The sequence below is a fragment of the Bartonella sp. AA9NXGY genome (assembly GCF_042196845.1).
In the GTDB taxonomy this organism is placed as follows: Bacteria; Pseudomonadota; Alphaproteobacteria; order Rhizobiales; family Rhizobiaceae; genus Bartonella.
In genome coordinates, this window is record NZ_JBHIRB010000006.1 from 95,496 (window position 1) to 120,805 (window position 25,310).

A 25,310-nucleotide genomic window follows, 5' to 3' on the forward strand; every position below is an offset into this window, starting at 1 on the left:
TCACTTTTCAACATTAATGGTTTCCAGTAAATTTTTCAATGAAGCAGAAACGTGGCTGTGCATATCAGCGCGTGCCAAAGAAAATGCAACGTTGGCTTCAATAAAACCAGCTTTAGAACCGCAATCAAAAGTGCGCCCTTTTACTTGCAAACCCCAAAAATCTTGCTCATTTGAAAGCCGCATCATAGCATCTGTTAATTGAATTTCATTTCCTGTTCCCCGTTCTTGAGTGGAAAGAATATTAAAAATTTCTGGCTGCAAAATATAACGTCCATTGATGTACAAATTTGATGGTGCCGTTCCTTGTGCCGGTTTCTCTACCATTTTTGTGATTTCAAAACCATTTGCAATCTGTTTGCCTTTCCCAACAATACCATATTTATGTGTTTCTCTAGGATCGCATTCCTGAACTGCTATAATATTCCCCCCACCCACCTTTTCATAAAGGCTCATCATTTCAGAAAGACAGCCCTTTTTCGCCTGTATCAACATATCGGGTAATAATAAAGCAAAAGGTTCCCCTGCAACTAATTCACGCGCACACCAAAGAGCATGCCCTAATCCCAAAGGTTGTTGTTGCCGAGTGAAAGAAGTTGACCCTGGTAATGGCTGTAAACGGTATAAGTGTGCAAGATCTTCTTTCTTTCCACATTCAGCAAGTGTCGTGTATAATTCAACTTGCGCATCAAAATAATCCTCAATGACTGCTTTGTTACGTCCAGTCACAAAAATAAAATGCTCAATACCAGCTTCCCTCGCCTCATCCACAACATATTGAATAACAGGTTTATCAACAACTGTTAGCATTTCTTTAGGAATCGTTTTTGTCGCAGGAAGGAAACGCGTACCAAGACCTGCTACTGGGAATACTGCTTTCCGGATTTTACGCACACTCACCCTCCTCAATGAATTCATATAACTTTTTTGTTTTATTTATCATATGTTTTTACGAAATGGTAAAAAAGATATCTTATTGTTTTGATTATCATTATAATGGGCAATCAAAATGTAAAAAGAGTCTGAGAATTTATTGAAAGGATTAAAATGAGTTATTTATTTCAGTTTTTTCCTCTTCTTGATCATATTATCGATTAAACTAAATACAAAATAAAGTTATTGCACATCTAATGAATTGAATATTAATGGGGATTTCAAAATGCAAAAAACAGAATTGAAGACTTTCTCTTTTTTAGAGAAGTCAATAGCTTGGAGAACTCTTTTCACTGTCTCTGCCGTTATTTTTTCTGCTTTTTTTATGTTTTTTATATCCCTTTCATATGCTGATAGCGGATTTAAACACTGGATTAAAGAATTTAAAAAAATAGCTATTGCTCACAATATTACCCCTTCTACGTTTCATATGGCGTTTAAAGGTGTTAATGCCATTGATCCTGAAGTTCTAAAAAGCGCCGCATACCAACCGGAATTTGTTGCTCCTTCCTGGAACTATTTCGATAATCGTGTCCATGATATCGCAATTGTGGAAGGACGGCGCCAAGCAAAAAAATGGAACAAATGGCTTCTTCAAATTGAAGAACGTTTTGGTGTTGACCGTAATATTCTGCTTGCTATTTGGTCAATGGAAAGCAATTATGGGAAAATTTTAGCCAATAAAAGTGTAATGCGTGATGCCATTCGCTCACTTGCAACCCTAGCCTATGCCGATAAAAAACGCGAAAAATACGCATATACACAGCTGATTGCTGCTATGAAAATTCTACAAAGTGGTGAAATTAAACGCTCTCAACTCACTGGATCTTGGGCCGGAGCATTGGGACATACACAATTTATTCCAAGCAGTTATCTCGCCTATGCTGTTGATATAAATCAAGATGGACGGCGTGATATCTGGAACTTTGTTCCAGATGCTCTGGCTACTGCTGCTAACCTTCTCCACAAAAATGGCTGGCAACCTAATCTTATTTGGGGAGTAGAGGTAAAAGTGCCGCAGGGGAAAAACCTTCCTGAAGGCTGGTATTCCTTTGAACAATGGAAAAAATTAGGTGTAAAACACGCAAATGGGCACCCTCTTCCTACATCAGCTGAACAAGCAATATTAAAATATCCAGATGGAGCAAAAGGACCTATATTTTTAGTCACAAAAAATTTCTTTGTTCTGAAACATTATAATAATGCAGATCGTTATGCGTTTGCTGTTTCCCTTCTTGCTGATCGTATTGCTGGACATCTTGGATTAGTGCATGATTGGCAAAGACCTTTTCAGCCTATTACCTTCCAAGAGTGCAAAGAACTGCAATCTCGCTTAAGTGCATTGGGATATTATAAAGGAGATATTGATGGACAAATCGGAACAGCCTCTCGCAAAGCAATCAAAGCTTTTCAGCTGCATTACGGTCTAAAAGAAAATGGATATCCATCATCTCAAGTGCTTTTTCTCCTTCGCAAACAATAATGGAGACTAAGGTTTTGTCTTCTTTTCGCCTGATATATTTGACATTATTGCTGTTTTCACTTTCTATTGTGGGGATCTTACAGCCATCCCCAAGTAAAGCAACGAACTTCTTCAAATGGTTATCACAACAAAACAAACAGACACAGCAGCCACCGCAAATTATAGAACAAAAAATAGACAAGCCGCAAAAAAAGATCGTAACACAAAAAAACATACAAAAGCTAAAAAATGAGAATGCAAAACGCATTCTTGTTGTAGGGGATTTTGCAGCCTCCGCTGTTGCCGATGCACTTAAAAAGTTTTTTATAAATAATAGCGATATCGTTATCATGAACAACACAATACCAGCTTCCGGCTTAGTTCGAACGGATTATTATTCTTGGCAAAGCAATATTTCTAAACTCATTGACCAAAATAGCCCCGATGTTATTATCATGATGATCGGTGCAAATGATAATCAACCCATCACAGACTCTCATAACATGATTAACACAGATCAGTCAGAATGGATACGCATCTACAAACAAAGAATTATCGAAATTACTGAAAGTCTTCACGCCTCTGGAAAATCATGGATATGGATAGGTCAACCTTCTTTTGGAAATGACCTTTTGACACAAAAAATGAAAATTTTTAATGCGCTCTATAAACAAGAAACAGAAACAGCAGGAGGGTATTTTCTCGATATCTGGAGCGGCTTTAGTGATGAAGAAGGAATTTTTTCTTTTTCAGGCTATGATATTAATGGAAAAACAACCAAATTACGCACCAATAATGGCATGCATTTCACCCCTGAAGGAAAGAAAAAAATTGCCTCTTATTTAGAAAAACCATTGAAAAATATTTTAAATTTTCACGCCTTTTCTCATGAAAATTCATACTCAACCGATAAAGCTATTCAAAAACTTATACAAGAATCAGAGAATCAAGAGCGGAGTAAAATTATGCGTCAGCTTCCAATGAACCTCGATGATATGGTACAAAAAAACACTCACCTTTTAGGCAAAAGAAAGTCAAGTTTTATAAAAAAATCATGGTTTCCACCAAATGGGCATCAAAAAGATCGAGCTGATAATTTTTCTTTCCCATAATGTCTATTTAAAATACAAAATCTATTTTCCTCTATAAACAAAAAGCGAATAAGATAAAAAACTCTGTTTACAGAGCTATAATGAAGAGAAAATTTGCATAAATCGCAACTGTACCTTTCGAATAATATGAAAACGGCATGGTGTTAACCATACCGTTATATCTTATAGTCCACGTTTGTTAATCATTGCCTCTGGTAAAGGCATTCGTCCCCGAAAAGCTTTATAAAGCTCCTCTGGATCACGACTTCCTCCAGCGGAGTAAATAAAACGTTTCAACTTATCAGCAAGCTCTGAATTAAAAACATCTCCCGTTTCTTCAAAAGCTTGAAAAGCATCAGCATCAAGCACTTCCGACCACATATAAGAATAGTAACCAGATGCATAACCATCTCCCGCAAACACGTGCATAAAATGTGGGGGACGATGACGCATAATAATTGTATCAGGCATTTGCAGCTTTTCTAATTCTTGGCGTTCAAACACTGTTGGATCAGTGACTGTTTCGCCTTGATGAAAAGCCATATCCACTAAAGCTGATGAGATAAATTCAACGGCAGAAAATCCTGCATTAAATGTCTGTGCTACTAAGACTTTATCTATCAACTCTTGTGGCATAGGATGACCTGTTTTTGTATGTATAGCATAAGATTTTAATATCTCTGGTACTGTTAACCAATGTTCGTAAAGTTGAGAAGGTAGCTCAACAAAATCACGTGAAACAGATGTTCCCGACACAGATGGCCATGTGACATCAGAAAGCAAACCATGCAATGCATGTCCAAATTCGTGGAAAAGCGTACGTGCATCATCAAGTGATAAAAGAGCAACTTCCCCTTTAGGTGGTTTAGCAAAATTACAAACATTGTAGATAATAGGCTTTTGTCCGCCATCCAATTTATGTTGTGATTGCAAACTACTCATCCACGCACCGGAGCGTTTTGAAGAACGCGCAAAATAATCACCAATAAAATGCCCAAGTAGACTTCCATCAGACTTTTTTACTTCCCACAAACGTGCATCAGGATGCCAAAGTGTAACAGCGTTTTTTTCTTCAAATGTAATGCTAAAGAGTTTTTCGGCTACCCCAAAAGCCGCTTTAATCATAAGATCAAGCTGAAAATAATATTTAATCTCAGCGCTATCGAAAGAAAGTTTTTCAGTGCGAAGTCTTTCAGCATAATAACGCCAATCCCAAGCAGCTAAAGATTCATTGCTGCCCTGATTGTTGGCAAAATTTTGTAAGTCAATTTGCTCAGTAGAAGCTTTCGCTCTTGCGCGCTCCCATACAGGCATAAGCAAATCCATAACGGAATCAACACTTTTAGCCATAGTATTATCGAGCTTCAAATCTGCGAAAGATTTATATCCCAATAATTTAGCCTGCTCATCTCGAAGCGCAACAATCTCTACAATAATTGTTTTATTATCATTCTTGTTATTATTTTCACCACGTTTAGCCCAAGCTTGGAATGCAACCTCACGCAAATCACGACGATCAGAGAATTTTAAAAAAGGTTCAACAATCGAACGTGCTAGTGTTAATGCATACGCTTCTTCATTGCCTCTTTCACACGCAATTTCCTTCATTGAAGCAATGAGATCTTGCGGTAAACCAGATAAGTCTGTTTGTTTTAAAAACAGAATCCATTCAGCTTCATCATTTAAGACATTTTGTCCAAAAGTAGCATTTAAAAAAGCAAGTCTTTCATTAATTTCCAAAAGCCGTTTCTTAGCTTTTTCATCGAGTTTTGCCCCATGACAAACAAACTTTTTCCACCATAATTCAAGAACACGTGTTGTTTCACTCTCAAATGTGCCCAGCTGCGACTGTTTATAAAGTACATCTATTTTCGCAAATATCCGCGCATCCATCATCATTTTTGAAGAATAACGAGAAAGTTTTACAACGAACTCTTGCTCTAGCTGTTGAATTAATACATTCGTATGAGCACTGGTGCGTAAGAAAAATATTGAACAGACACGATCAAGCGCTTTGCCGCAAAGCTCAAAAGGCTGCAAAAAATTCTCAAGCGTTGGTGGTTCTTGCACCATCGCAATTGCCTCTAGTTCTTCTTCTGCTTCTTGAAGTGCCTGTTCAAAAGCGGGTTTAAAATCTTCGTCACTTATAGAAGAAAAATCAGGAAGACCTGAAAATCCCTTCCAGTCCAGCACTGCTGCTTTTGTCATAATACTTTATGTCTCCATTATAAATTTAAACTGTAACAATTATCTTTACGACACAAATTGATAACATACTAAAACTATTTCGTGAGTTTCAAAACTACCTTTCAAAACCCTATTGAATAAAAAAACCTGAAAATCGTAAAGTTCTTTCATTCAAACCATATTATATTGAAGCAATAAAGATTATTCGCTCGCACATCACAATAGAATTGCATATTAACAAAAACACTTGGAGAAAAGCATAATCTCCACTCTTTATAAAATATTGCTTTAGATTCTTTTGAAAATCGCAAACTACATTAAAGAAATGATGGTAAAATCAGAACTGATTTTTACATTTACGTTTTTATATTATCCTCAAATTAAGCTGTATTCTCGTTTTAGTGATTCAGAAACTTGTTTATAACTTATAATTTATCCTTGACTTTACTTCAAATATTAACAATTGGGAATATAGCTGGGGAGTTTTTTTAAATCTTCCATAAACTTTTGTTTTTATCTCATCTATTATCTAGATTTACAACTCTCCAACTCTTCAGGAGGTACTTTATCATGACTGAAATCAAAACGGCCTTCGACTTCAAAAAATTTTCTCCTGAAGCTCTCGCTGAAAAGTTAAAGAACCAGCATTTTGCAGACTCTATTGATATCATCAATGACCTCGATATCATGGAACGTGTAACTATTCTTAGTCTTCTGCCTCTTGATTATGTTATCGAACTTTTTGATAAACCAGAGCTTGAGCAACCTGCTGCCATCCTAGAACTTCTCCCTATAAATCGTGCTGTTGAAATTCTTGATGGCATGTCTGCCGATGCTGCTGCAGACGTCTTTCAAGAAATGGATAAGGAAACCCGTACACGACTTTATGCCTTGCTTAACCCCTTAACGCGCGCTGAACTTAAAAAACTCACCAGTTATCCTGATCATACAGCAGGAGCACTGATGACAACAGAGTTTATAGCCGTTCCTTCAAACTGGACCATACAAAAAACTTTGGATCACATTCGTGAGGTCGAGCGAACACGTGAAACAGTTTATACCAGCTATGTAATTGACCCCAAAACAGGTACTCTTCTCAAAGCTGTTTCCCTGCGTAACCTTATTCTTGCCTCACCTGATGAACAAATTCTTAATGTCCCTACCCATGACTCGCCCATTACAATATCACCTTTCACACATCATGAAGATATCGCACGCCTTTTCCAGCGCCATGATCTTCTCTCTGTGCCTGTAGTTGATGAAAGTAACCATGTCATTGGCATTGTAACCGTTGATGACGTGCTTGATACTATGGTCGATGAAATGAATGAAGATGCCTATAAATTTGGGGGTATGGAAGCACTTAATAAGCCCTATATGCAAATTAAGTTTCCTGAAATGATGAAAAAACGCGGAGGCTGGCTCGCTTTACTCTTTATCGGTGAAATGCTGACAGCAAGCGCTATGCAACATTTCGAAACAGAACTCGAAAAAGCGATTATTCTTACACTGTTCATACCTCTCATTATGAGCTCAGGAGGAAATTCCGGCTCACAGGCTACATCCCTTATTATACGTGCATTGGCTTTACGTGAACTCACGTTGAAAGACTGGTGGAAAGTGATCATTCGTGAAATTCCAACAGGACTATCCCTTGGTCTCTTACTAGGAATTATTGGTGTTACGCGCATTGCTCTTTGGCAAAAACTGGGTATCTACGACTATGGCCAACATTGGATTGCTATTTCGACAACAGTGGGTACAGCTTTAGTTGGAATCGTTACCTTTGGTTCTCTTTCTGGATCTATGTTGCCTTTTATTCTTAAAGGTTTAAAATTTGATCCAGCAAGTGCTTCTGCTCCTTTTGTGGCAACTTTAGTAGATGTCATGGGCATTATAATCTATTTTTCTGTAGCTTCTCTCATTTTGTCAGGAACTCTTCTTTAAACATGTAAAGTAAAAACTCTTACTTATGGAAAAATCTTGTCATGTAACCTAAGATTCTTTCCATAAGAGAATAAGCTTTATTATTTATTTTCTAGCGCACCGCTCTATAGATAATTTATTATTTTTTTGAATAACAGCTCCGAATAACGTAATTTTACCTCATCATAAAGCTTCTCATATTAAATCGATTAAAGTCATCTTCTTGCCAGTCACAAACGAGATCGGTGTATGTCTAAAAACTATTCAAGAAAAAATAAAATACTTCTTATATCCTCTCTCTCTCGTATCAAAAACTGGCGCAATATTGACAGCTGAGAAAGAATAATCATGATGATACTCAACAGGCTTTATATTTCTTCACAAAGGCGTTAATAGTATACTATTCGCGTATATTATATCATTTATGAGCTCTATCATGGAATGGATGTAGTGTACGTTAAGCAATCTCTCTTAAGTACATGAATATGCAACAAAAAGTATATGCTGTTTAAAGTGTTCTGTTTGGCATGAAAAGCATACTCCTATTAGAGAGTGCAATTAACAAAAGTAAGGCAATGCACTATCTCCATGGTTTAAAAGATATTACTTTAGATGCTTTTGAAATTATAAATTGGATTAACAGCAAAGATGGGAATTTTCTTTGGATGCCTTCATATTCTTTCTAAATAAGACTGTATGCCGAGTTCATAAATAAATCAAACAGATATAACTCTTGCCCAATCTGGCATACAAAAGCTAGAGCTTCTTATAAAATTCTTAATCATCTCAATATTTACCTCAAATACACGGTTGCATTAGATCTGGATTTTGATTGACAAGTTATAGAATAAGAAAAAGCTTTATTTAGAATAAAAATGTTGTACAGTTGTCAATAAATTGGCTATGGATTGAGAGATATTCCGGATTTTTATTAATCTCTTTGCAAAACAACAACAATAATATGGCTAGCTTTATACTTACTCTTACAAGAGCTCATATAAATTCCTTGTGTCATATTGATAAAAATCAAGTTGACGGTGATTTTTTGGATAATTCTTAGCTCGAGAATAGAACATACGTACTATAAAAACTTTTACGAAGCTTCAGAAATTGAAGCTCAATAGAGCCTTAAAGACTTGGATAAATAGTTTTGCCATAAAAATATTGCCTCCATCTTCCAAAATTATAAAAAAACATGTAAAAGGTTTTCTAATAGTCAGGCAAAGAATGTAAAGACTTTACCTCAAATGAAATTTCATTAAACGAAAAGAAGAAAATTTATGCAATTGCGTAACATTGCCATCATTGCCCACGTTGACCATGGGAAAACAACGCTTGTAGACGGGCTTCTCAAGCAATCAGGAAACTTCCGTGATAATCAGCGTACAAGCGAACGTATGATGGATTCAAACGATATTGAGAAAGAACGCGGAATTACAATCCTAGCGAAAGTGACATCTGTTGTTTGGAAAGATACTCGAATTAATATTGTTGATACACCAGGACACGCTGACTTTGGTGGAGAAGTTGAACGCATCCTCAATATGGTTGATGGAGCCATTGTACTTGTTGATGCTGCTGAAGGACCAATGCCACAAACAAAATTTGTCGTTGGCAAAGCATTGAAAGTAGGATTGCGCCCTATTGTTGCTATTAATAAAATTGACCGACCGGATGCACGCGTTGATGAAGTCATTAATGAGGTTTTTGACCTTTTCGCTGCTCTTGACGCAACCGATGAACAGCTTGATTTTCCTATTCTTTATGGATCTGGACGCGATGGATGGATGGCTGAAGCCCCAGAGGGACCAAAAGATCAGGGATTAGGTCCTTTATTTGATCTTGTGACGCAGCATGTCCCTTCTCCTAGTGTAGCAGAAGGACCGTTTCGCATGATTGGAACTATTCTTGAAGCGGATCCGTTTTTGGGACGAATTATTACAGGACGGATTCATTCTGGCTCTCTAAAACCCAATCAAAATGTCAAGGTTCTTGGACAAGATGGAAAACTTTTAGAAACTGGGCGTATTTCAAAAATTTTAGCATTTCGTGGCTTAGAACGGCAACCTATTGAAGAAGGAAGTGCTGGTGATATTGTTGCGATTGCAGGTCTGCAAAAAGGTACCGTTGCTGATACTTTCTGTGATCCTACTGTCAATGAACCCCTTACTGCCCAACCAATTGATCCTCCTACTGTTACTATGAGTTTTCTCGTCAACGATAGTCCCCTTGCTGGAACTGAAGGCGATAAAGTAACAAGTCGTGTCATTCGTGACCGATTGTTAAAAGAAGCAGAAGGCAATGTCGCTCTTAAAATTGAAGAATCAGCCGATAAAGATTCTTTCTACGTTTCAGGACGAGGAGAATTACAGCTTGCAGTTCTCATTGAAAATATGCGCCGTGAAGGATTTGAACTTAGTGTTTCACGCCCACGTGTTGTTATGCAAAAAGATGAAAATGGAATAACTCTTGAGCCAATCGAAGAAGTTGTTATCGATGTTGATGAAGAATATTCCGGTACTGTTGTACAAAAAATGTCTGAACGTAAAGGCGAAATGGTGGAGTTACGTCCTTCTGGAGGTAATCGTGTCCGCCTTGTCTTTTATGCCCCAACCCGAGGACTCATTGGTTATCAATCTGAACTTTTAACGGACACACGTGGTACAGCAATTATGAATCGCCTTTTCCATGCTTATGAACCTTATAAAGGAGACATTGCTGGTCGTGTTAATGGTGTTATGATTTCAAATGACAACGGTGAATCTGTCGCTTATGCTCTTTTTAATCTTGAAGATCGTGGACCTATGATCATCGATGCGGGTGTGAAAGTCTATCAAGGTATGATTATTGGCATCCACTCACGAGATAATGACTTAGAAGTTAATGTGTTAAAAGGAAAAAAACTCACCAATATGCGCGCTTCTGGAAAAGATGAGGCCGTAAAGTTAACGCCTCCCATTAAAATGACATTAGAACGCGCCTTATCGTGGATACAAGATGATGAGCTTGTAGAGGTAACCCCTAAAAATATTCGTCTCCGCAAGCTCTATCTTGATCCTAATGAACGTAAACGTTTTGAAAAAACACGTGCATCAATTTCAAATTAATTTCATAATCTCTTTGGTAAAATATTTAATTGTATTGAGCCTCACTATATTCCAGAAAGGATGTCTCTATGAATATTAAGGAAATACCCGTAGGCAAAAATCCACCAGAAGATATTAACGTTATTGTGGAAGTCTCCCTTGGTGGGCAGCCAATAAAATATGAGATGGATAAAAAGTCGGGTGCATTATTTGTTGACCGTTTTCTTCATACATCAATGGTTTATCCTGGAAATTACGGTTTTGTCCCTCATACGCTTTCAGATGATGGTGATCCTATTGATGTCCTTATCTGTAATACCCGTCCACTTATGCCTGGTTGTGTTATTAATGTTCGCCCCATCGGAGCTCTAATGATGGAAGATGATGGTGGTAAAGATGAAAAAATTATTGCCATTCCCACTACAAAATTAACAAAACGCTATATCAATATTCATGACTATACAGACCTGCCCGAGATTACACTCAAACAAATTGAACATTTCTTCAAGCATTACAAAGATCTGGAACCTGGAAAATGGGCTAAAATTGAAGGATGGCGTGATAAAAACTTTGCTCATGAATTAATTAGGCAAGCTGTTGAGCGCAATAAAAAAGTATAACGATTTTAATAAAATAAAGCCTATAAAAAAATAGGCTTTGTTATTTATTTTTTCTACGAGATGTAATCTCTAAAGGATTGCCATATCTGTTTTAGCTCTTCTAAATGTGTTGAAAAGTAAAGTTGTTTGTAGCGAGATATTGCACCGTTTTTCAGAGAAATAGAAGAAGATGGGATTCTCCACTGCTTCGCAAGAAATTTAATGAGAGCTTTATTCGCTTTTCCATCTTCAGGAACAGCACGAAGGCGTATAACCAGATATTGTTTTTCACCATCCCTACATTCAACCCCTATTATTTTGTCAACAGATGATTTTGGAATGAGATATACAAACAAAATCAAGTTATTTTTATCAACTTGATAAAACATGTATTCGCCTCAAGTAATATTTCTATACATACATGTTTGCGTAAACGCGCCACATAAAAGTACGAATAAAATAAATAATAATGAACACTACAATAGGTGAAATATCAATCGTTCCAAAATTTGGTAAAATTTGCCGGATACGGCTTAGAACGGGATTTGTAAGACGATATAGAAAGCTTCCTATCAAAACAACAAAGCGATTGCGTGAATTTATGATATTAAAGACATAAAGCCAAGAAAAAATGACACTAGCGATTAAAATATCAATATAAATCTCAAAAATCAAATCAATCGTTCGAAGCAATGCATAAATCATGCGTCATCCCTTTCAATCAAGGAAACAGAAGAGCGTATAGAAAACCTTCATTAAAGCAGGTCTGTGTATCAAAAAATGGTTTTATATTTCAATACTCTTTTTTCTTGAATAAAAACCAGACATCTAAATTCTTCATCTCTCTATTTAATGACGATGCAGTTAGAAAACAAATATCAAAATTAAAAATAGCACATAAAATAGAAGAAACGGCAAAAAATCTGAATATCCCTTATAGGATTAATCTTAAATCTCATCGTTTTAATTATTAATTATAAAAAACAAACAAACTAAAAACGGCCTTTTAAAGGCCGCTTTTAGTTTTAAAATTATTTCTGCAAAGCAGTCAAACGATTAAGAGCACTGCTAAAACCATCTAGCTGAACAAATAAATCATTCAAAGCTGGTTCACCTGCAGCAGCAATTGTCATCGCCAACTTTAACTGTTTTCCAGAACGTAAAGCTGCTACGTGATTTTTGTCAAAAACGACAGGAACCACACAACCTGCTGGTACACAAGTCCGGATACCGGTTTCGATAACAGCTTTTCCCTCATCAACTTGTAAACGAACAGGTTTAGAAACCAAAATGCCAAAAGGAACTGTTAAATTACCAGATACAACACCCTCAGCATCGAGAGTAAGGCCCATAGCCACAACAACACGCCCCTGCTCATTTACTTCTTGACGGTGCATAAAACAAATTCTTTTCCCTTCTTGTATACCACAGTTAATAGTCCACAAACCGTAGGTTTCAGTCAAAGAAGAAGCTCCATTTGGCAATGTCGCTGCCGCATCTTTTGATGCAGGAGGCTTTGAACTTGTTGCAAATGCAACAGATGAAATACTCAAGAGAGTAAAAACTATAAGTAAATTAAATAACTTTTTCATTTTATATTCCTGTTCTTTACATAAAAGATAAACATGTTTATTATTTATTATAATATAAAGCATCTTAATAAAAAAAGCTTTCTCATAATCATATAGCTTTTATAATGGTCTAAGGCTACCTCGAAATTCGCTGACAACTTTCGTATAAACGTGCTTTTTAAAAGAAACAGCAATCAACGGAAGGGTTTCTAGATCAATCCATTTCCATTGATCGAATTCCGCTTTATTGCCATCTGGTGGCGGATTAATCGCAATTTCAGAAAGCTTTCCTGTAAACTGGAAAGCAAACCATTTTTGTATTTGCCCACGATATTTATTTGTTAATGTGCACCCAATAAGTTCTTGTGGAAAATCATAATGGAACCAATTTTGTGCTTCTTTAATCAACTTTACAGATCGAATACCCGTTTCTTCATAAAGTTCACGATATGCCGCATCTAATGGTTTTTCATCTTCATCAATCCCTCCTTGAGGAAGCTGCCAACGATGAGATATGTCAATATCTGCATCTGCATGAATGGGCATCATTAAACGACGCCCAACCCACACTTTCCCCTCATGATTAAAGACAACAATCCCAACACATTTGCGATATGGAAGAATCTTCAAATTAATATCTGCATCCATTTAATATTCCTCAAAATCGCAAGCTATAGATATCAATTCTCACTTTAACACATCCTTATTGGGATCTGGTGGAAATGCTGCATTTGCCATTTCACCTCGTAACAGTTTATAAGCCTCATTCAATTGAATATCATCTTTAGGGTCTTTGGGAACAAAAGCAGCTGAACCAGATCCTTTATTACTCTCTCGTTTTCCTTTGATATGTCCTTTTAATGCAGACTCACCAACTTTTACATCATAACCTTTATATTTTTCAGGGAGTGGTTGCTCTACAATAATATCTGGTGTGATCCCTGTTCCTTGAATAGAAGTGCCTGATGGCGTGTAATAAAGTGCTGTTGTTAAGCGTAAAGCCCCATTTTCACCCAAAGGAATAATTGTTTGAACAGATCCTTTACCAAAAGACTGCGTCCCTAAAATTGTTGCACGACGATGATCTTGCAGTGCACCCGCAACAATTTCAGAAGCACTTGCTGAACCACCATTAATAAGAACAATGAGCGGTTTTCCATTAATGACATCACCTGGCTTCGCATCAAATCTTGTCACATCACTCTTTTTGCGCCCACGAGTCGACACAATTTCACCTTTATTGAGAAAAGCACTCGAAACATTAACAGCTTGATCTAAAAGCCCACCGGGATTAAGCCGCAAATCAAGGACGTAACCTTTTAGCTTATCTTCAGGAATTTTAGATTGGATATCTTTAATTGCCGCTAGAAGATTATTTAATGTCTGTTCAGAAAACTGGATAACTCTTAAATATCCAATATCACCTTCAACCCGATATTTCACCGCTTTTACTTTGATAATATCACGAACAATCTTCACTTCAAATGGCTTATCAACGCCAGAACGAATAATTGTTAAGGTAATTGGTGTTCCAGGAGCACCTCGCATCTTATTAACAGCTTCATTCAATGTTTGACCATTCGTTTGTACATCATCAATTTTTGAAATAAGGTCTCCTGCTAGAATACCTGCTTTTGAAGCAGGAGTATCATCCATTGGTGAAACAACTTTAATTAAGTTTTTTTCCATAGTGACCTCAATACCAAGACCTCCGAACTCTCCTTTCGTAGAATCCCGCATATCCTTGGCTTCTTCAGCATTCAAATAAGATGAATGAGGGTCCAGTGATGTGAGCATGCCATTGATAGCATTTTCAATAAGCTTTTTATCATCTGGAACTGTAACGTATTGCATACGCACACGCTCAAAAACATCGCCAAATATAGCTAGCTTTTTATATGCATTATCTTCATTATTCGCAGCAACAGACTGCACCATAATCATTGAACAGGCGCCGAGCAATACCCCAGCGACCAAAAGAATAACTTTACGAATCATTTTGGCTCCTTCTTATTTTTTCAGTCTGCCACCAAGGAGTTGGATTTACAGGTTTTCCCTGCTTTCTAAACTCAATGTAAAGCATTGGAGAAGTTTTTCCTATATCCAATGCAACACTGTTTGAAATAAATTGCATTTCCATTATACCCAGAGGCTCACCTGAAAGAACAAACTGCCCCTGTTTTACATTAATTCTCGACATTCCAGTAAGAATGATATGATAACCATTTCCAACATTGAGAATGATTAAATGTCCGTAAGAACGAAATGGCCCAGCAAAAGCAACAAAAGCATCCACAGGTGATATAACAACAGCTCCTGACTCTGTTTCTATCGTTTCACCAAAGCGCGTAATCTGCGAACTTTTGTTAGAGTGATGTATTCTTTTTCCTGAAACAGGAAAAAGTAAAGAACCTTTTCGGCTTTCAAAATTGGACTGTTCTAACAATTGCAAACTTTTCCGTACCTGTACTGATGCATCAGAGCTAAGTTTTGACTGACGGTCGAGCTCTAAAATCAATTCTTCTAAAGACTGCGCTTTTTTAGCAAGAGCAATATTTTTTTGTTGCTGTTCTGTAAGTTCTTTTTCTGATTTTTTTTGTAGTTTGTTTTTTTGGTCTAATAAAAGCTCTAGACGTTTTCGCTGCTCTGCTTGATTTTGCAGCTTTGTCTTTAATGCCTTATATTCCGTAGTAATGGAATTACTCAAATTGGTCAACTCCTTGAGTTTTTCTGTTAAATCTCGTGTTTTCTCTTGCATCTGAGGAATAACGGTACCTAATAAAACAGAACTACGTATAGAAGCCAACGCGTCCTCTGGCTGTATCATAAGAGCAGGAGGCGGATTCAATCCCATACGCTCCAAAATTGCAAGAACTTCCGCAAATTCAGCACGACGATTTTTTAAACGTTGATAGACTTGTACCCGCTTTTCTATCATTTTTTTAAGCTTTTCTTCCCTTTTAGCAATATCATCTGCTACTATACGTTCTTCTTTAGCCGCCTTTATGAGTGCATCACTCAAAACACGTTGATCTTTTTTTAAATGCTCAACTTGATGCATAAGAAAAGCAACACGCTCACGCGAAAGTGAAATATTTTGGCGAATTTCTCCTAATTCTTTATGGACTTCCGTACTCCTCATTGTATCTTCCGCATGCGATACAGAAAAGCAAAAAAATATACTCAAGAGCAGAATGACAAATATGACGCACTCCTCATATAAATATAGCATCTTTCTATGAAGAAGCTTTTTCATTTGCAAAAACCATGACACCTCATCGTATACATTAGAGATGCTTTAAATGGTGTCAGCTAAAACAATATTAATAAACATATAAATAAGTGCTAAAAATTGAACAAAAATATTAAAAACGATGATACGGATGATTATTTTCAATTGTTACAGCGCGGTAAAGTTGTTCTGTAAGAAGAATACGTGCAATTTGATGTGGCCACGTCATCAAACCAAAAGATAAAAGAAAATCAGCACGCTTCCTTATTTGTTCATTATGCCCATCAGGTCCTCCCAAAGCAATGACGACATCTCGAATGCCCTCATCACGATAACGCCTCAATTTTTCAGAAAAAGAAATTGACGAAATCGATTCTCCACGCTCATCTAACACAATTAATCGACATTTTTCAGGTAAAAATTCAATAAGTTTTCTCCCCTCTTCCTCCATACGTTGATAAACTGTTTGAGCACGACTTTCTGGTATCTCTTGTAACTTTTTTAAATGAAAGCCTACATCTCCAGAAATTTTAGAAAAACGATCCAAATAATGCTGAACTAATTTTTGCTCCGCCCCACTTTTCATACGACCAACCGCAAAAATAGAAATTTGCATTTTAATGATCTCCGAAGAGAAGCAAAGCCGTATCGTTTAAATCCGGCGTCATCCATATTTTTTCTAAATTATAAAAAAGACGAATTTCTGGACGAAAAAGATGAATGATAATATCACCTGTATCAATCAATACCCAGTCACCTCCAGCAAGCCCTTCTACACGCGCAAGCCCCTGCCCACTATCTTTCCAAGTATGTAATAAATGATCAGCAACAGACGATACATGACGCTGCGAATTTGCTGAAGCTATGACCATATAATCAGCCAAAGATGACTTCCCTCGAATATCAATAGCAACAATATCTTCTGCTTTTGTATCTTCTAAACTCTTGAGAATAACTTCAAGACTCTCACTAACAGAAAAAACTTTTTTTTCTTTTGAAGGCATAATATCGTAAGAGTGTTTGTGTGCAATGTTTTTCAGATCAATATCCTTTCTTATCGTTGTGGAATCTAAAAAAAAGACTTCTCTAAAGAGAAGCAGAATCTTATGAAATGTTCAAGAAAAATCATTCTTCTTCAAACGAAGGTTTGTTGAAGATTGAAAAGATAAAGGTCCATGCAAATAAGTCCAAACTGGTGGCTTGATAAAAGGTAATCGCTTACTTTCTCTCTCATCCAAACGAAAACGGCGATAAATATGTGCCATAGGAGAGGAAAGTGCTGACCGATTGCCTAAAGGACGATCAATAATCGCAATAGGAAGCATAGAGACGATATCATGCCATCGATACCAATGATGTATCGTCGCAAAACTATCTGCCCCCATAATCCATACAAAATTTACGCCACTGTAATGAGTAAGAATATGAAAAATCGTATCTACCGATACTTTGCTCCCTATAGCTTTTTCAAAACCTGTCAAGCGAATTTTCGGATGGTCAATAAGTTTAAAACTTAATCGCATTCTCTCCTCTAAAGGGAGCAACTGTGTACAATCCTTTAAAGGATTTCCTGGAGTGATCATCCACCATAACTGATCAAGATGCAAACGCCGAATGGCAATTTTTGCAACAAGAAGATGCCCCGCATGCGGTGGATTAAAGGAACCACCAAAAAGACCCACAACATTAGATCTTTCAACATGTGGCATACAATTTTTCCATGGAAAAAATGGTGTTCTCAAGCTCTAACCTGACCATTTCCTTTAACGTGATATTGAAATGATGTTAGCTGTCCAACACCTATGGGACCACGTGCATGCATTTTTCCTGTTGCGATACCAATTTCCATTCCAAAACCAAATTCACCTCCATCAGCAAATTGTGTAGATGCATTGTGTAATAAAATAGCTGAATCTAAATGATTAAAAAAATTCTTCACCACTTCCAAATCCTCAGCAATAATCGATTCCGTATGTCCTGATGAATAACGCTTGATATGAGCAATGGCTCCCTCAACACCCTCAACCGTTTTAACAGAAAGAATAGCATCAAGATATTCATGCGACCAATCTTCTTCAGAAGCTAATTTGACATCTGGCATAAGAAAAACAATATCTTCTGTGGCACGAATTTCACACCCCTTTTCCTGTAAAGCAGTTAAAACAGGAAGAAATTTTTTTAATGCTTGGCTGTCAATGAGAACTGTCTCAACAGCACCGCATATCCCTGTTCGCCGCAGCTTTGCATTTAAAACAATATTGCGTGCCATATCTAAATCTGCCGATTTATCAATATAAATATGACAAAGTCCCTCCAAATGAGCAAAAATTGGAACACGTGCATCAGACTGAACGCGGGCAACAAGGCTCTTTCCACCACGTGGTACGATCACATCAATCGCTCCATCCAATCCTTTGAGCATTTCCCCAACGGCAGCACGATCTGTCGTTCCAACCATTTGGATGGCATCTTTGGGTAAACCAGAGCGCTCTAAACCTTGTACCAAAGCTAAATGAAGAGCATGAGAAGAATGAAAGCTATCCGAACCACCGCGCAAAATCGCAGCATTACCTGCTTTTAAGCACAAAGAACTCGCATCAACTGTAACATTGGGACGACTTTCATAAATAATGCCAATCACACCAAGAGGTGTTCGTACACGACTTATATGAAGCCCATTTGGACGCGTCCATTCATCCATCACTTGTCCAACAGGATCAGATAAACGAGCAACTTGGCGAACACTGTCTATCATTGCACGTAAACGCAAATCATCTAATTTTAGCCGATCAATCATTGCAGCTTTCAAATTATTCTGAGCAGCATTCTCTAAATCTTGACAATTCGCCCGTAAAATTTCATCTGACTGAGCCTCTAGACTTAAAGCGATCATTTCTAATGCATTGTTCTTTTGCTCAGAAGAAGCAATAGCCAATGCTGCAGCGGCATAGCGTGCTTTTTGTCCCATATCTTTCATTTTTTCTTCTAAAGTCATCGTAACATCCACTCTGCCAAAACAATAAAAACAAAAGTAACTTTTTTAAACAGTATTGGTCAAGCAACGTACAATCATATCATTACGATGCACCATAGCAGAGCGCGCCTCATACCCAAGAATAGCTTCGATTTCTTCACTTTTATGTCCTATAATGCGTACAGCCTCATCTTTGTCATAGCTTACAAGTCCACGCGCAATCTCAACTCCATCTGTACCAACAATTGCAACCGTATCCCCACGCTGGAAATTTCCCTCAACGCCAATAACCCCTGCAGCTAATAATGATTTTCCTGATTCAAGAGCCCTAATGGCTCCTTGATCAATCGTCAAAACACCAGATGGATCTAAATGACCAGAAATCCATGTTTTCCAAGCATTGACAGATTTCTTACTTGCCGCAAAAAAACTCTTGCGTTCACCTTTGTCAATTGCAGCAAGAGGATTCATACGCTTGCCTGAGGTGATAATCATCGCCGTTCCAGCAGCATTAGCTATTTTTCCGGCTTCAAGCTTAGTCTTCATTCCTCCCCGTGAAAACTCTGAAGCAGCAACATCTGCCATTTTTTCGATATCATGCGTAATGGATGCAACAAAAGGTATAAATTCAGCCGTAGGATCACTATGGGGAGACTTTGTATAAAGACCATCAATATCAGATAAAAGTATTAAAAGATCTGCCCCCATCATTGTTGCCACACGTGCAGCTAAACGATCATTATCACCATAACGAATTTCATTTGTCGCAACAGTATCATTCTCATTAATAACAGGTACTGCTCTAAAACGTAAAAGTACATTAATCGTCGCACGTGCATTGAGATAACGCCTTCGCTCCTCCGTATCAAATAAAGTGAGCAAAATTTGGCCTGTTTTGAGCCCATGTTGAGCAAGCGCATCACCATAGGTTTTTGCTAACTCAATTTGCCCCAAAGCAGCACATGCCTGGCTTTCTTCCAATTTCAAAGCCCCCTTAGGAAGCTGTAGCAATGTCCTTCCTAAAGCAATAGCACCTGAAGACACCAATAATATCTCTACGCCTCCTTTGTGTAATTCAACAACATCATTGATCAAGCTTTTAAGCCATTCAACCCGTAAACCTGCCTGAGGATCAACCAAAAGGGCAGATCCAATCTTGACCACAATACGTTTATAGTGTGTAAGTTTTTGCGATCCAACAGCCATCTCAATCAACCTTGCTATCCCCACTGATCTCCTCTTTGCGTGACATTTCAATAATATGTGCACCAGCACGCAGCACATTTTCTAAACCTTCGCGGCTAACCGCAGAAAACATCATAACTGGTTGATCCGCTGCTCTTTGCAAAGCTTCCCGTTTAGCTTCACGCTCTTCAATTGTCAGAGTATCTATCTGGCTTAAAGCAACAATTTCAGTTTTATCACTTAGATTATTTCCATATGCCTCAAGTTCATGACGCACAATTTGATATGCTTTTGCAACATCTTCTTCTTGAGCAGAAATCAAATGAAGGAGGACACGACAACGTTCTACATGTCCTAAAAAACGGTCTCCAATTCCTACACCTTCATGCGCTCCTTCAATCAATCCCGGAATATCAGCCAAAACAAATTCACGACCATCAATACGTACAACACCAAGATGAGGATGTAGAGTGGTAAAAGGATAATCTGCAACTTTTGGTTTTGCAGCCGTTACAGAAGCTAAAAAAGTTGATTTTCCGGCATTTGGTAAACCAACAAGCCCCGCATCAGCAATCAACTTCAAACGAAGCCATATTGCACGCTCTTCTCCAGCCAAACCTGGATTTGCACGACGCGGTGCCCGATTTGTCGATGTTGTAAAGTGAAGATTGCCAAAACCGCCATTCCCTCCTTTTGCAAGGCGATAGCGCTGTCCCACTTCCGTTAAATCACATATTAACGTTGCATTATCTTCTTCAAAAATTTGAGTCCCAACCGGAACTTTAAGGATGACATCATCACCCTTCTCACCCGTCATATTACGCCCCTTGCCATGTCCCCCTGTTTTTGCTTTAAAATGCTGCTGGTACCGATAATCAATCAGCGTGTTAAGTCCATCAACAACAAGAGCCCAGACATCACCACCCCGTCCTCCATTCCCTCCATCAGGCCCCCCAAATTCTATGAATTTTTCACGGCGAAATGATACTGCTCCAGAACCTCCATTACCAGAACGAATATAAACTTTAGCTTGATCAAGAAATTTCATTGGAAACACTCACTGAGGAATCAATCTCTCTACCTCTATAGGCAATACATTAATTTTACCAGTTTTTCATCATTGATAACAGAAAAACTGTCACTATCGCTGATAACTCTTTGAGAAAAAAATCATCGCATTTAAATAGGTTAAGTAAAATTAAGTCTTCTTAAAAGAAGGTGCTATTCTTGTACTTTTGTTTTTCCCTTAAATTCAAGTGCTAGAAGATAAAGCTCTACTGATTCTGATCGGCTTGCGGGTGGTTTAACATGGTAGACTTTTTTAAAATGCTGTTTTAATCTTGCAAGAAGAGTGTTTTCTGCTCCCCCTTGAAAAGCCTTTGCTAAAAAATATCCCCCAGGCTTGAGAACCGAAAGAGCAAAATCAGCCGCAACTTCACATAAATAAATCGTTCTTAAATGATCCGTCTGACGATGACCTGTTGTTGGCGCTGCCATATCAGAAAGAACCACATCCGGTTTTGTCCCTAAAGTTTCAATTAATTTCTGCGGTGCATCTGTATGCAAAAAATCCATTTCCAACATGGCAACTCTAGGCAATGGATCAACATGTAAATAATCAATACCAACAACGCTAGGATCCTCATCACTTGACCCTACTATACGCTCAACCACCTGACACCAGCCTCCAGGTGCTGCTCCTAGATCAATAACCTTTTGGCCTTTTTTCAAAAACCTATAGCGCTCATTAATTTCAATGAGTTTATAAGCCGCACGCGAACGGTAACCATCTACTTTTGATTGATGGACATAAGGATCATTCAGATGCCTCTCTAACCATCGTCGTGATGAAGCTTTAATGGTTCCTGCTTTCTTTTTTACGCGCTGATATAATTCATGTGACCCTGAACCTCCATAGCCACCTCTTGGTGTTTTTGTTGTTTTTTTCATCGTTATTCATTGTCTCCATATTTAATTCTCTAACACTTGAAATCTCTGCTCTTTCTATGACGACACCATACCCCATCGCGTAACATTAGCTCTATCAAAATTCCTTCCCTTAATCCACGATCAGCAACTCTTAAACGCTGACTTGGCCAAACTTCCCGAATAACATCTAAAATTGCACAACCAGCTAAAACTAAATCTGCTCTCTCGCGCCCAATAAAAGGACTTATGACACGTTTTTCTATATCCCATGATAATAGACGTTGTGTCATAAGTGTAATGTCTGCATCCTTCATCCAAATGCCATCCACTTTTTTCCTATCATAACGCTCTAAATTAAGATACATTCCTGCTAAAGTCGTAACCGTACCGGAGGTTCCCAAAAGATGAAACTTTGAACCTTGTGCTAACTCTCCTAATTTATGACGATCTGAAAAATTATTTAATAACCCTCGCACATAACTTTTCATTTTTTCAAAATCGTCTAAGCTAATATCATTCCCTCCAAAACGTTCAGCAAGCGTAACAACACCAACAGGAAGAGAAGTCCAAGCGATAATTTGTCGAGCTAAACGAAAAGAACGCTTTTGAGAAACATCAAGTAGCACAATTTCTGATGATCCTCCTCCGATATCAAAAAGCACAATTGCGTCAGTATTTGGTTCAACAAGTGTACTACACCCTGTAACAGCAAAACGCGCTTCTGTTTGCCGATCAACAATTTCCAATTCAAGACCTGTCTCCTCCAAAACACGCTGAATAAAATGTCTACCATTTTCTGCAGAACGACAAGCTTCCGTTGCAATCAAGCGATAACGCTTAATATGCCTTTGTTTTAGCTTTAAATGACAAATCTTTAATGCTTCAATCGCACGATCCATAGCTTGTGTATTAAGAAAACCGTTATTTATTAAACCTTCTCCCAATCGTACAATACGAGAAAAAGCATCAACAACACGAAAATATCCAGGTTTACTGGGAGATGCGATAAGAAGACGACAATTATTTGTTCCGAGATCAAGTGCCGCATAAAGAGGTGGAGATTTTACTGAATGAAACCGTCGAAGAAAAGGTGCTTTGAGTTTTTTTGTTTTTTGAGCACCTATCATTATCTGATTATGAAACTCAAAAGCTGCTTCAGATTGAACAAAAACCTGTTTCTGTTCATAATGTTTTTTTCTCTGTTGTCTCTTTATATCAACAAGGACAGAGTATGCCTCTGTTCGTGACAATGCAGAAAGATTATTTGTATTACTACCGCACTGATCATACAATTGATCTGCTTTGGTATCGTATATTTCTCCTTGCTTTAACTCTTTTGAACCATAATTTAACGGGGTCATGTCCCTTATCCCTTGAGCGTTCCCCCAATAAATAAACGCGAAAACTCTTCTGCTCATTCCTAAATAAAGCAATAATGCAGCATCAAATGATATATACAAGAAATCATTCTTTCTTTTTCTATCATTAAAATTTTCTACACTAACATCATTCAGATTTTTGTATAATCTTTCGGTTGTTTCCGTGAAATCATGCATCTCTTTATGAACTTAAAACTATAAATTAATCGTTTACGTTCACATCAATTTTTATAAATTATGCTCTTTTCTTTATACCATTTACACGGAGCATACCTCTATTGTAACAAACCTACACTATCATACTATTTGCTGACTTTTAAGGTTACAACAACCTATACATTAGTACGGTTTATAAGAAAAAAAAATTTTTTTCGTTATCCACACACAAACCTCGTTGTTATATGCAATGAAATGGCTTTGATTATGCTGGAATAAAAGTTCCATAGTACTACAAAATGCAATTACAATAGCTGTTATTTCGTGAATACCAATAAAAACTATCGTTCAAAAAAACTCTAGAATTATAAATTTATCTGAAAAATATTAATGCATAATCAGACCGCTTTAAAAATCCATTTGAAGCTTAAAAAAGAATTTAGTCTACTCATTATTGTAAGGAATAAATCGAGTATTTCTAATCTTTTTTACTTTTAATAACTAACGAAATCATTCTTTAAGCATTATGGAAAACACTAACTTGATTTTCTATTACATATAAAGAACTTACTGTAACTTTATATTCAACTCTCACTCTTTCCAACAAATCACCTCGATATCATATTATATAAACTTCTTACTTATTTGATCTTATAATTTACACTCAGAAATATAATACAACAATTTATGGAAAAATGACTCTTGTTAAAAATACTCGATGAATTCTAAGGACGGAAAGAATTAAGTGCTGCATTTAACCCTTTAAATGGTACAGTAAAAGAAAATACCTTACCTTCTTTAGTTTTATAGGAAATACGTACCTTATTGTTCTGCTCTATTTGTTTAGTCAAAACCGGCCCTACAGGTGATTGTGCCAAACAAACCGTTTCATTACATTGCGTATAATTAATAAGAACAGGTTTTTTAACACCTTTTACAAACATTTGAATCGGAACATTTATATCAGAATTTGGCAATGTTCGAAAAAGCATCACTGCTTGACCACTTGTCGTAGAAACAAGAGACCAACTAAAAATGGTATTTCCTTCTTGATCATGAACCGTCTGTGTCACATTACATATACCTTGCTTATGTTTAAGCTTTTGTTTTTCGTCACAAATCAAAGTCCAATCATAAAACTGCATAATAATTCGACGTGTTTCGCCAGGTTCTCCCTTAGGTATCGATAAGTGCGGTGGATGCACTGTATAAATATTATTGTTCTCGTTGGCAAAGCTTTCGCTCTTGCCTATTAAGGCAAGAGCGAACAGCAGAACCTTTACTAACATACTTCTCGTTTTTACAATAACAGCCATTTTTTCTATTATCATCTCAACCTCAGAGTAATTCCAGCGCCTATTCCCCAATGACCTCCAGCACTTGTCACAGATACATTCGAGCGAATATTTCCATCTTCAGATGTATAACCAGCACCAATAGCAAGTGCAGATTGACTGCGCCATAAACCACTCCCAAATGAAACACTTAAAGATCCTGGTATATCATAGTAACGTAAGTTGGACACCGCTAGACCAATAGCAGCAGCTTGTCTTGCTTCTTTCCGAACATCCTGAATAGCATAATTCAATGTCTCAAACTTCAT

Annotated in this window: 23 protein-coding genes; 5 read left to right on the forward strand and 18 right to left on the reverse strand. The window is 37.3% G+C overall.

What is annotated here, in order from left to right; translation table 11 throughout:
• On the reverse strand, window positions 1-891 hold the full coding sequence (locus tag ACFIM6_RS04610; protein ID WP_375611851.1) for a UTP--glucose-1-phosphate uridylyltransferase: 891 nt from the start codon (window positions 889-891) through the stop codon (window positions 1-3).
• Between the two features lie 265 nt (window positions 892-1,156).
• Between ACFIM6_RS04610 and ACFIM6_RS04615 the strand changes: the two genes are divergently transcribed.
• Together ACFIM6_RS04615 and ACFIM6_RS04620 are read left to right on the forward strand one after the other, a co-directional pair.
• Window positions 1,157-2,413, forward strand: coding sequence for a lytic murein transglycosylase (locus ACFIM6_RS04615; protein WP_375611852.1), 1,257 nt, complete (start codon window positions 1,157-1,159; stop codon window positions 2,411-2,413).
• 14 nt (window positions 2,414-2,427) lie between these two features.
• Complete coding sequence (locus ACFIM6_RS04620; RefSeq protein WP_375611853.1) at window positions 2,428-3,504, forward strand: SGNH family hydrolase; 1,077 nt, start codon at window positions 2,428-2,430, stop codon at window positions 3,502-3,504.
• 162 nt (window positions 3,505-3,666) lie between these two features.
• On the opposite strand, the gene ACFIM6_RS04625 is transcribed toward ACFIM6_RS04620, so the two are convergent.
• Entirely contained in the window at window positions 3,667-5,691 is a 2,025-nt protein-coding gene (locus ACFIM6_RS04625) for a M3 family metallopeptidase (RefSeq protein ID WP_375611854.1), read from the reverse strand.
• Window positions 5,692-6,240: 549 nt separating this feature from the next.
• Between ACFIM6_RS04625 and mgtE the strand changes: the two genes are divergently transcribed.
• From mgtE to ppa, 3 genes are all read left to right on the forward strand, one after another.
• Window positions 6,241-7,617: a magnesium transporter gene (gene mgtE / locus ACFIM6_RS04630; RefSeq protein ID WP_375611855.1), complete on the forward strand. Its 1,377-nt coding sequence runs from the start codon at window positions 6,241-6,243 to the stop codon at window positions 7,615-7,617.
• 1,259 nt (window positions 7,618-8,876) lie between these two features.
• Window positions 8,877-10,703: a translational GTPase TypA gene (typA, locus tag ACFIM6_RS04635; protein ID WP_375611856.1), complete on the forward strand. Its 1,827-nt coding sequence runs from the start codon at window positions 8,877-8,879 to the stop codon at window positions 10,701-10,703.
• 68 nt (window positions 10,704-10,771) lie between these two features.
• Window positions 10,772-11,302 (forward strand): inorganic diphosphatase, encoded by a 531-nt coding sequence (ppa, locus tag ACFIM6_RS04640; RefSeq protein WP_375611857.1) that lies wholly within the window; start codon window positions 10,772-10,774, stop codon window positions 11,300-11,302.
• Window positions 11,303-11,355: 53 nt separating this feature from the next.
• Here the strand turns inward: ppa and ACFIM6_RS04645 are convergent, their stop codons facing one another.
• From ACFIM6_RS04645 to ACFIM6_RS04720, 16 genes are all read right to left on the reverse strand, one after another.
• Window positions 11,356-11,670, reverse strand: a complete 315-nt coding sequence (locus tag ACFIM6_RS04645; protein WP_375611858.1) for a DUF167 domain-containing protein — start codon at window positions 11,668-11,670, stop codon at window positions 11,356-11,358.
• A 22-nt stretch (window positions 11,671-11,692) separates the two neighbouring features.
• Window positions 11,693-11,986, reverse strand: a complete 294-nt coding sequence (locus tag ACFIM6_RS04650; protein ID WP_375611859.1) for a YggT family protein — start codon at window positions 11,984-11,986, stop codon at window positions 11,693-11,695.
• A gap of 326 nt (window positions 11,987-12,312) precedes the next feature.
• Window positions 12,313-12,873, reverse strand: a complete 561-nt coding sequence (locus ACFIM6_RS04655) for an invasion associated locus B family protein (protein ID WP_273790632.1) — start codon at window positions 12,871-12,873, stop codon at window positions 12,313-12,315.
• Between the two features lie 99 nt (window positions 12,874-12,972).
• Window positions 12,973-13,500 (reverse strand): RNA pyrophosphohydrolase, encoded by a 528-nt coding sequence (locus ACFIM6_RS04660; RefSeq protein WP_375611860.1) that lies wholly within the window; start codon window positions 13,498-13,500, stop codon window positions 12,973-12,975.
• A gap of 39 nt (window positions 13,501-13,539) precedes the next feature.
• Entirely contained in the window at window positions 13,540-14,850 is a 1,311-nt protein-coding gene (locus ACFIM6_RS04665; RefSeq protein WP_273790634.1) for a S41 family peptidase, read from the reverse strand.
• Window positions 14,840-16,084, reverse strand: a complete 1,245-nt coding sequence (locus ACFIM6_RS04670) for a murein hydrolase activator EnvC family protein (RefSeq protein ID WP_375611872.1) — start codon at window positions 16,082-16,084, stop codon at window positions 14,840-14,842. The genes ACFIM6_RS04665 and ACFIM6_RS04670 overlap by 11 nt, the downstream gene beginning before the upstream one ends.
• A 133-nt stretch (window positions 16,085-16,217) precedes the next feature.
• Window positions 16,218-16,700: a 23S rRNA (pseudouridine(1915)-N(3))-methyltransferase RlmH gene (gene rlmH / locus ACFIM6_RS04675; protein ID WP_375611861.1), complete on the reverse strand. Its 483-nt coding sequence runs from the start codon at window positions 16,698-16,700 to the stop codon at window positions 16,218-16,220.
• Between the two features lies 1 nt (window position 16,701).
• Window positions 16,702-17,088 carry a ribosome silencing factor gene (gene rsfS, locus ACFIM6_RS04680; protein WP_375610572.1) on the reverse strand — a complete coding sequence of 129 codons (387 nt, stop codon included), beginning with the start codon at window positions 17,086-17,088 and terminating at the stop codon, window positions 16,702-16,704.
• Window positions 17,089-17,199: 111 nt separating this feature from the next.
• The gene (locus tag ACFIM6_RS04685; RefSeq protein WP_375611862.1) at window positions 17,200-17,793 is read right to left on the reverse strand and encodes a nicotinate-nucleotide adenylyltransferase; all 594 of its coding nucleotides are present in this window, start codon (window positions 17,791-17,793) and stop codon (window positions 17,200-17,202) included.
• A gap of 29 nt (window positions 17,794-17,822) precedes the next feature.
• A complete protein-coding gene (locus ACFIM6_RS04690) occupies window positions 17,823-19,079 on the reverse strand; it encodes a glutamate-5-semialdehyde dehydrogenase (RefSeq protein ID WP_375611863.1) in 1,257 nt (418 codons plus the stop codon).
• 45 nt (window positions 19,080-19,124) lie between these two features.
• Window positions 19,125-20,264 (reverse strand): glutamate 5-kinase, encoded by a 1,140-nt coding sequence (proB, locus tag ACFIM6_RS04695; protein ID WP_375611864.1) that lies wholly within the window; start codon window positions 20,262-20,264, stop codon window positions 19,125-19,127.
• A 1-nt stretch (window position 20,265) separates the two neighbouring features.
• Entirely contained in the window at window positions 20,266-21,291 is a 1,026-nt protein-coding gene (gene obgE, locus ACFIM6_RS04700) for a GTPase ObgE (protein ID WP_375611865.1), read from the reverse strand.
• A 173-nt stretch (window positions 21,292-21,464) separates the two neighbouring features.
• Complete coding sequence (locus tag ACFIM6_RS04705) at window positions 21,465-22,193, reverse strand: RlmE family RNA methyltransferase (protein WP_375611866.1); 729 nt, start codon at window positions 22,191-22,193, stop codon at window positions 21,465-21,467.
• 29 nt (window positions 22,194-22,222) lie between these two features.
• Window positions 22,223-23,533, reverse strand: a complete 1,311-nt coding sequence (locus ACFIM6_RS04710; protein WP_375611867.1) for a Ppx/GppA phosphatase family protein — start codon at window positions 23,531-23,533, stop codon at window positions 22,223-22,225.
• Between the two features lie 899 nt (window positions 23,534-24,432).
• A complete protein-coding gene (locus tag ACFIM6_RS04715; RefSeq protein ID WP_375611868.1) occupies window positions 24,433-25,038 on the reverse strand; it encodes an invasion associated locus B family protein in 606 nt (201 codons plus the stop codon).
• Window positions 25,035-25,310: YadA-like family protein (locus tag ACFIM6_RS04720; RefSeq protein ID WP_375606732.1), on the reverse strand; the 276-nt coding region annotated here is incomplete at its 5' end. The genes ACFIM6_RS04720 and ACFIM6_RS04715, both read right to left, overlap by 4 nt.